Origin of the sequence: Natronomonas sp., from assembly GCF_036625485.1 — an archaeon.
In the GTDB taxonomy this organism is placed as follows: Archaea; Halobacteriota; Halobacteria; order Halobacteriales; family Haloarculaceae; genus Natronomonas.
This window is the reverse complement of the sequence record NZ_JAZKTR010000121.1, coordinates 1-7,292: the sequence shown is the minus strand read 5'-3', so window position 1 is coordinate 7,292 and position 7,292 is coordinate 1. Positions and strand designations below refer to the sequence as shown.

The window sequence follows — 7,292 nt, the reverse complement described above, 5'->3', positions numbered from 1 at the left end:
ACGGGATAGCGTCCTAAGCGCTACGCCTTTGGCCTGGCTCGGCAACCCGCGCGCAGGCGTTCGTACCGCCCTGTGTCAAAAATACCTGTCGCTACCGACCGACCCGCTCGCGAATGTTGGCGACCAACCCCTCGAAGTTCCCCATCTCCTCGATACCGCCGACCTCGTCACCGACACTGACCGTTCCGGGTTCGGCGACGCGGGCACAGATACCGCCGCGGCCGTTCGAGAGCGCGCGCATCAGGCCGTCCTCGCCGGCGACCTGCTCGACGTGCCGACAGGGCGGCCGCGGGCGGGTTCCCTCGAAGGTGGCGCCGCCCAACGTGAATCGCGTATCGAGCAACTCGTGGACGTCGCCGCCGCGGACGACGACATTGCGACGGTGGCCGCCGTCGCTGATGTCGATTGTCGTCTCCTCGTGGATCGCGTCGATGGCTTCGGCCTGTACGAACGTGACCTCGCAGACGTCGAAGGGGGAGTAGTAGCCGCGACCGGTACAGTAGCGGTCACCTTCGAGGCCGCCGTCGACGGCCCCGACGGCATCGCGGCGCTGCATCGGTTCGCCGGCCGCCTCGGCGATGAAGATATCCTCGACTCGCATACCCTCGATACGGGCGGGAAACACATACGTGCGACGCCGAGGGCGTGGTCTGGGAGGACGGGCCGAGCGCGCGGACCGTTTATAAGGTTGCGCGCCGGAGTGGCGTGCGTGTACCGCGCAACCGACCACGTCGAGAACGAGGAGTGGCTGGCCGCCATCGACGACGCCGCCGAGCGACTGGAGCTGGGCGGCGAGGCCAAATCCCGTGCCGCGGACCTCTTCCTGTCGACGGTGCCGGAAGCGGACCGTTCGAAGGAGGCGACGGTGGCGGCGAGCCTCTATGCCGGCGCGCTCATCGCAGGAGAGCGCCGGTCGCAGTCGGACGTGGCCGACGCCGTCGGCGTCTCCCGGCTGACCGTCCAGAAGCGATGGAAGGCCCTGATGGAAGAGGCCGGACTGGAGCCGCCGAAGTGGTAGCGGCGCTGGCGGTTCCGTTCGGTGGGTCCGCTACGAAGTAGAGACGTCAGTCGCGGCTTGCATCCCGCCCTTCGCGGTCGGGCGTGACGTTGCCGTGTTCGTCGATCTCGCCGGCGACGATGCGGGTCGAGGAGATGATGTCGCCGTCTTCGGCGTTGACGTGGTCGACGACCTCGATCTCCAGCGGGTCGAGGCCCTTTTCCTCCCGTTCCTCGTTGACCATCCGACCGCCTTCCTTGGTCTCGGGGGAGACGATGAGGACGTCGAAGCCGGGTTCGGTGGCGATACCGGTCGGCTCTTCGAGTGTCCGGATCTCGAAGTCGCGGTCGTACTCCTCGGCGAACGTTTCGAGTTCGGCTTCGAGTTCGGCTTTCCGCTCGTCGAAGGGGCGAACGTAGCGCTCCTCGCTGCGCGTCTTCGGGGCGAGTTCGTCGCTGGTCAATCCGACAGTCACGTCCCCGAGTTCGAAGGCGCGGTCCAAAAGCGCCCGGTGGCCGTCGTGCACCGGGTCGAACGTACCGCCCAGTACGACCCTCATGAGGGCGGAAAGGAACGGCCCCGATTTAGTGGCTTCGATAGAGGCGACAAGCGGCGGTGGAGCCTCCCGTCAGTTGCTTTCGCCCGTGTCGTCCGCTTCGGTATCGGCGTCGTCTTCGGCCCCGGATTCGACGTCTGCGTCGGCGTCGTCTACCGCCTCAGCGTCGGCGTCGTCATCGTCGTCACCTTGCACCGTGATGTCGACGGGTTCGACGTCCTCTTCGGAGCCCATACCGAGGTGGGAGTCGAGATTGAAGACGGTGTTCAGTTCCTCCTGAACGTCGTCGACGACGGTGCTGACGAGGTCGCTCGGCGCCATCGCGGTGTATTCGTAGGGGTTGTTACCGGCGCCGCTGGATTCCCGCTTGCGGCGCTCGACTTTGTCCTCGTCGTTCAGTTCGGCCAACGCCTCCCGGACCGTGCTCGGATAGAGCCCGGTTCCTTCGGCGATCTCCTCGCTCGTGCTCCCCGGATTCTGTCGGAGGTAGACGTAGATGCGCGCCCGCGTCTCCGTGTCGAGCACCCACGACAGCAGGTCGACGATACCCTCGTCGAACTGCTCTGCGGCCCGCTCGGCCTCCTGTTCGAGTTTGTCCCGTACACTCCCCTCCTCCGTATCGACGGGCTCGCCCTCCCCGTCTTCAGTGGTATCGTCAGTAGACATGCGTCGTATTCAGACGGACACAAGGAATACCGGTATATAAACCCCACGGCAGATTTCAGTCGACTAACAGGGCCTGGCAGACGGCATCGAGCCCGCCGCTTTCCCGGAGGTTTCGCTGTCGCTGCGAGCCGCTTTCGGCGTCGTAGATATCGCGGATACCGTCAACGCCGAGGCGACTGCACTCGCGTTCGACCAACTCGCCGAGCGGAATGGACTCGTTCCAGTCCTTGTCGAGCAACTCGGCGTCGTGGCCGTGTCGCATCGCGCGCCACTTGTTCTCGTCGAGGGGTTCGCGTCGGTGGTCGTAGCCGGCTTCGCCGTCCTCGTAACGGGCCGCGAGGTCCTCGACGAGCGCCTCGGTGTATTCGACGAAGGCCATCACCCGGTCGGGGTCGGCCTGCCCGTCCGGCGTCCGGATCTCGACCGACCCGTGGGCCGAATGGGGGCGGACGTCGTACCAGAGTTCACCCCTGTCGTTGATAGAGCCCGTCTCGACCATCATCCGCTCGAACGCCTGGAACTCCTCGAAATCCGCGAATGTCGTCGGCATCCCGGTGTTCGGCAGGCCCTCGAAGATCTTCGATCGCGCGGAGGCCAGTCCGGTATCGAACCCGTTCCAGTACGGCGAGTTGGCCGACAGCGCGAGCATGATGGGGAGATACCAGCGGAGTTCGTTGGCGATCCAGACGGCCTTGTCGGCGTCGTCGACGCCGACGTGGACGTGGAGGCCGGCGGTCGTGTTGCGGTGCTGGGGATACTGAATCCGGTCGAGTTGCGCACGATAGCGTGGTTTCTCGGCGTGTTCGAGTTCGCGCCACTTCGCGGCGGGGTGGAGCCCCGCGGCAGCGATGCCGAAATCGTACGCCTCGGCGTGGTCGACGAGGGCCTCTCGGACCGCGCCCAACGACTTGCGGGCCTCGGCGAGGGATTCGTTGGTCGGTGTCTGCGTCTCGATGACGCATTTGAACAGTTCGTGGTCGAGTCGTCCGTCCAGCAGTTCGGGCGGGTCGGCCTCGTAGACGAGTTCGTCGGTGCCGGCGGTGGGTCGCCCGTCCGCATCGACGACGAAGAACTCCTCTTCGATACCGAGCGTTCCCATCCGGTCGAAGGCATCACGCGACCCAAGTTCCATTGGCCGTTCCTTTGCCGCCGTCCATTAAATAGGATGTGACCTACTGCGGTCGGGATACACAGCCATCACTCGATGCGCTCGGAGGCGTGGAGGTACTCCTCCAGCAACGTCGGGAAGTCGCTCCCGCGGAGATAGCGAAGGCCGAACGATTCCGCCCAGCCGATGATTCCCTGGTCCTCGGTGACGACGCCGGCCTCCAGTTCGGCCGCGAGGACGAGCAGATCGAAGTCCTCGCGGGAGTCCAGTATCCCCTGTCTGAGCGCCCGCCGATAGTCGTCGCGCAACTCGGAGACCACTTCGTCGACGTTGGTCATGTATTCGTTCTCGTCGAGTGGCTCGTCGTCGGTGGCTCCGGCTTCCCGGACGGCCTCCTCGGCCACGCGAAGACCCCGGTCGACGCGCGTGCTCATCTCGTCGACGAACTCGTAGACGACCTCGGCCGGCATCTGGACGCCGTACCGGTCGGGGTGTTTCGCGATGACCCACGTGTTGAGCTTCGAATACACTTCCTCGTCGACGCCACGGTCATCTAGCATCGTGGTCAACTCCTTCCGGATCGACGGCGGCATGTAACAGGAGACGCCGAGGCTGAGTTTGGCCTCCGCGATGAGGTCGAGCAACCGGAGGACCGCCGCCTCGAGGTCCTCGTCGTTTTCGCGGATCTCCTCGGTGATGAAAAGCGACGTATCGAGGACGAACCGTTGTTTCAGGGGGTAGCCGTCCATATCGGTCGTTGCGCCGCCGCCTTCATATATTCGTGGTGCGTTATTCCATGCCACAGTCAGATGGGGAACAGCCAACAGTTCGGTCTCGGAGACGAGGCGTTCGAGGCCGTCACGGAGCACTTCGAAACCCGATATTTCAGGGGAACGCGGTACCGCTACCTCCCGGACTATCGGGGGCCGCTCGACCGTGGCGCAGTGCTTTTCGGCCCCGAGGACTTCCCGGTCTGTGGCTATCCGAAGATTCCGCGCGCACTACTGCTCGACCCGGGGGTCCCCGAGCAGTTCGACGGCCCGCTCGTCGTCGAGGAGAAGTTGAACGGCTACAATGCGCGCGTCGCTCGCCTCGATGGCGATGTCGTCGCCTTCACGCGGAGCGGCATCGCCTGTCCGTTCACGACGTATCTCGTCAGAAGCCGCCTCGACCTCGATGGGCTGTTCGACGCCCGACCGGACCTCGTCGTCTGTGGGGAGGTGATCGGGCCCGAGAACCCCTACACGCAATACGCCTATCCCGACGTCGAATCTGCGACCTTTCGTGCCTTCGACCTTCGGGAGCGGCCGACCGGCGACCCGCTCCCCGTCGACCGACGACGTGACCTGCTCGACCGATACGATGTCCCGCAGACGCGGTCGTTCGGCACGTACGCGCCGACCGCGACGGACGCCATCGCCGGTATCGTCGACGAACTCGACGCTGAGGGTCGGGAAGGAATCGTCATGAAATCGAAGGACGGCCGGACACAACTCAAATACACAACGAGCGCGTCGACCGAGGCCGACCTCGCACACGCTTTCTCACTGCCGTTCGAGTACGGCCAGTCGTTCGTCTTCCAGCGGTTGCTCCGGGAGGCCTTCCGAGCGGTCGAACACGACGTTGACACGACCGAACGCGCCAACGCCGTCGGCGAGGCGATCCTCGAACCCCTCGTCGAGACCATCGAAGCCGTCGACGACGGCCAGCCGGTCGGACAGGAACACACGGTCCGTGCGCCGCCGCGAATCGTCACGGAACTGCTCTCGCATCTCCGCGAGCAGGGCCTCACCATCGACGTACTGGACGACGAAACGAACGCTGGCGAGCGTGTCGTTACGTTCCGCAAGCGGATGCGGTCGACGGAGGACAAGACGAAGGCGTACCTCGACGGCCACCCGGTCGATTACTGAGAGGCCCCGTCACGCGGCGTCGCGACGACGCCGAGGTGGTCCTCGTGGAACGGCTCCAGCGAGCGCGTCTCCCGGACCTCGTAGCCGTCCCGGAGCGTCTCCAGCACCTCGTCGAACACCTCGTCCGGCTCTCTGGCTACGTCCTCACTGCGGGCCTTGACGGCCAACAGGAGCCGGCCATCGTCGGCGAGGAACTGCCGGTTCGCGAGCGCGACCTTCGCTTGCCCGCGCGTGGCGACGTCCTGGATGACGACGTCGACGGGTTCGACGACGTGGGCGTACGTCTCTGGCTTGCGCGCGTCCTTCAGGAGCGGAAAGAGGTTCCCGCGCGGTTCGGCGGCATCGAGCAGGTCACGCGCCGGCCGAGCCGCGAACTCCACGGCGTAGGTCGGCCCCGCGAAATCCGCGACGTGGCTGACCGTCGTCCCGGCGGCTGCGCCGAGATACAGCACCGTCTCGCCACCATGGAGGCCGGTGTCCATCCCGGTTTCGAGCATCGCACCGAGTTTCGAGCGGCGGGCGTCCCACTTTCGCCAGCCGTCGGCGGTCGGTTCGCCGTAGACCGGCTGCCCCTCCGTCGAGAGGACGTCCTCGCTCTCGAAGGTCCGCCGCTGGACGCCGTCGGGGAGGCTCATTGGGTATCACGCGCCTGAATCATCTCGATGCGGTCGGCGAGTTCCTCGTCGAGTTCCGGCTTCCGCTCGCCGGAGTAGTAGTCTACCCGTGCAGCGATGGCGAGTTTGCCCGACAGCGCCCGGGCCGCCGACCCCCGATTTTCGGGGTGGGTTCCCTGCACCGCCTCGTGAGTGAAGATGATACCGTGTTTCGGCGACGGCGCGTGACCCCGGAGGTGGGCGAAAAGCGCCTCCTCGGCACCCAGCACCTGAATCGTCCCGGACGGCTTCCGTGCGAGTTCCTTCAGGCCCCCAGCGAGGGCGATGAGTCGAGCCGCCAGTACCGGTCCCGCCAGCGCCGCGAGGTTCGGCGCGACTTCGGGCGCCGTCTGCTGGACGTGCGTCCGGAGGGCTGCGGCTTCGTCGTCGAGGTCACGAATCCGCTGGGCCAACGAGACGAGTCGGTCCTCGCCGTCGGAATCAGTTTTCTCGGCCAGTTCGCGGGCGTACTCGACGCCCGTGCCTGCGTCCTCGCGAACCGACCCGGCCCACTCGGCGACGCGTTCGGCGAGTTCGTTGGCCGTCCGGTCGCAGTCATCCATCGCCCGAACGGCGTGGATGAGCTGTTTGTCGTCGGCGGATTCAGCTTCCTGAACGGCGGCGCGTGTCGCCGCCATCGTCGCCTCGTGAAGCGTCTCGTAGTAGTCGTCCTCGTCACTGGCGAACCCCGACTCGACTGCGCGAGCGGGCCAGTCGGCGGGGGCGTCGGCAGTACCGTTTCGGACCGCCTCGGCGGTGGCGTCCGTATCCTCGCGGTCGACGCCCTCGAACCAGCCGTCCGTCGAGGGTTCGGCTCCGTTCATGCCGTCTCGTTGCGCCGTGGCTCACATATGCGTGCCGATGTGGCCACCCGAGGAGCTATTCGTCGGCGTCGGACTGCCGCTGTCTGTCTTCCTCGGTGTACCCACCGGCTTCGCCCTGTTGTCGCGCCTCACTGATGTTCCGAGAGGTGGACTCGTAGGCGGCCTGAGCGCCCTCGCCGCTGTGGGACATGTCCAGCGACTTGTCCGCGTTCATGCCCATCTTTCGGGCGGTGAGCGCCGCGTCCTGATTGGCGCCGATGAACAGGAACTCCCAGTCGTGTTCCGTCCGGTAGGTCTCGACGAGTTCGCGGACCCGCTCCTGTGGCGTCTCCGAGGCGTTCTCCTTGCCGTCGGTCAGGACGACCACGATGACGGTTTCCGGCTGTACCGCCGCTGGAAGCTTCCCGATGTGGTCGTCCGTCTCGATGACCGCCGTCGCGATGGCATCGTGCAGCGCCGTCTGTCCGCCGGGCGTGTACGTCTCCTCGTCGAGTTCCGGCGCCTTCGAGATCGGTTTCCCCTGATAGACCTGCTCGACGCCCGAATCGAAATCGTAAAGAGTCACCGCCGCTCGG

The 7,292-nt window shown here is 65.9% G+C and carries 10 protein-coding genes; 2 read left to right on the top strand and 8 right to left on the bottom strand.

Annotated elements, in window-relative coordinates; translation table 11 throughout:
* Positions 1 to 91: 91 nt before the first annotated feature.
* Entirely contained in the window at positions 92 to 601 is a 510-nt protein-coding gene (locus tag V5A53_RS11315; RefSeq protein ID WP_332313720.1) for an MOSC domain-containing protein, read from the bottom strand.
* 108 nt (positions 602 to 709) lie between these two features.
* Here V5A53_RS11315 and V5A53_RS11310 point away from each other — a divergent pair, with 108 nt between their 5' ends.
* Complete coding sequence (locus V5A53_RS11310; RefSeq protein ID WP_332313719.1) at positions 710 to 1,018, top strand: transcription initiation factor IIB family protein; 309 nt, start codon at positions 710 to 712, stop codon at positions 1,016 to 1,018.
* 46 nt (positions 1,019 to 1,064) lie between these two features.
* Here V5A53_RS11310 and V5A53_RS11305 read toward each other — a convergent pair whose 3' ends face one another.
* The 4 genes from V5A53_RS11305 to V5A53_RS11290 all read right to left on the bottom strand — a co-directional run bounded on the left by V5A53_RS11305 (position 1,065) and on the right by V5A53_RS11290 (position 4,076).
* Positions 1,065 to 1,556 (bottom strand): phosphopantetheine adenylyltransferase, encoded by a 492-nt coding sequence (locus V5A53_RS11305; RefSeq protein ID WP_332313718.1) that lies wholly within the window; start codon positions 1,554 to 1,556, stop codon positions 1,065 to 1,067.
* Positions 1,557 to 1,625: 69 nt separating this feature from the next.
* Positions 1,626 to 2,219, bottom strand: a complete 594-nt coding sequence (locus V5A53_RS11300) for a winged helix-turn-helix domain-containing protein (protein WP_332313717.1) — start codon at positions 2,217 to 2,219, stop codon at positions 1,626 to 1,628.
* Between the two features lie 55 nt (positions 2,220 to 2,274).
* Positions 2,275 to 3,351, bottom strand: coding sequence for a glutamate--cysteine ligase (locus V5A53_RS11295; RefSeq protein ID WP_332313716.1), 1,077 nt, complete (start codon positions 3,349 to 3,351; stop codon positions 2,275 to 2,277).
* Positions 3,352 to 3,416: 65 nt separating this feature from the next.
* Positions 3,417 to 4,076, bottom strand: a complete 660-nt coding sequence (locus V5A53_RS11290; RefSeq protein ID WP_332313715.1) for an RNA ligase partner protein — start codon at positions 4,074 to 4,076, stop codon at positions 3,417 to 3,419.
* A gap of 60 nt (positions 4,077 to 4,136) precedes the next feature.
* On the opposite strand from V5A53_RS11290, the gene V5A53_RS11285 reads away from it, so the two are divergent.
* The gene (locus V5A53_RS11285) at positions 4,137 to 5,240 is read left to right on the top strand and encodes an RNA ligase (RefSeq protein ID WP_332313714.1); all 1,104 of its coding nucleotides are present in this window, start codon (positions 4,137 to 4,139) and stop codon (positions 5,238 to 5,240) included.
* Here V5A53_RS11285 and V5A53_RS11280 read toward each other — a convergent pair.
* The 3 genes from V5A53_RS11280 to V5A53_RS11270 form a co-directional block, all read right to left on the bottom strand.
* Complete coding sequence (locus V5A53_RS11280; RefSeq protein ID WP_332313713.1) at positions 5,234 to 5,875, bottom strand: fibrillarin-like rRNA/tRNA 2'-O-methyltransferase; 642 nt, start codon at positions 5,873 to 5,875, stop codon at positions 5,234 to 5,236. The two genes, V5A53_RS11285 and V5A53_RS11280, sit on opposite strands and share 7 nt — an antisense overlap.
* The gene (locus V5A53_RS11275; RefSeq protein ID WP_332313712.1) at positions 5,872 to 6,717 is read right to left on the bottom strand and encodes an NOP5/NOP56 family protein; all 846 of its coding nucleotides are present in this window, start codon (positions 6,715 to 6,717) and stop codon (positions 5,872 to 5,874) included. The genes V5A53_RS11280 and V5A53_RS11275 overlap by 4 nt, the downstream gene beginning before the upstream one ends.
* 55 nt (positions 6,718 to 6,772) lie before the next feature.
* On the bottom strand, positions 6,773 to 7,292 hold a 520-nt coding region (locus tag V5A53_RS11270), incomplete at its 5' end, for a VWA domain-containing protein (protein WP_332313711.1).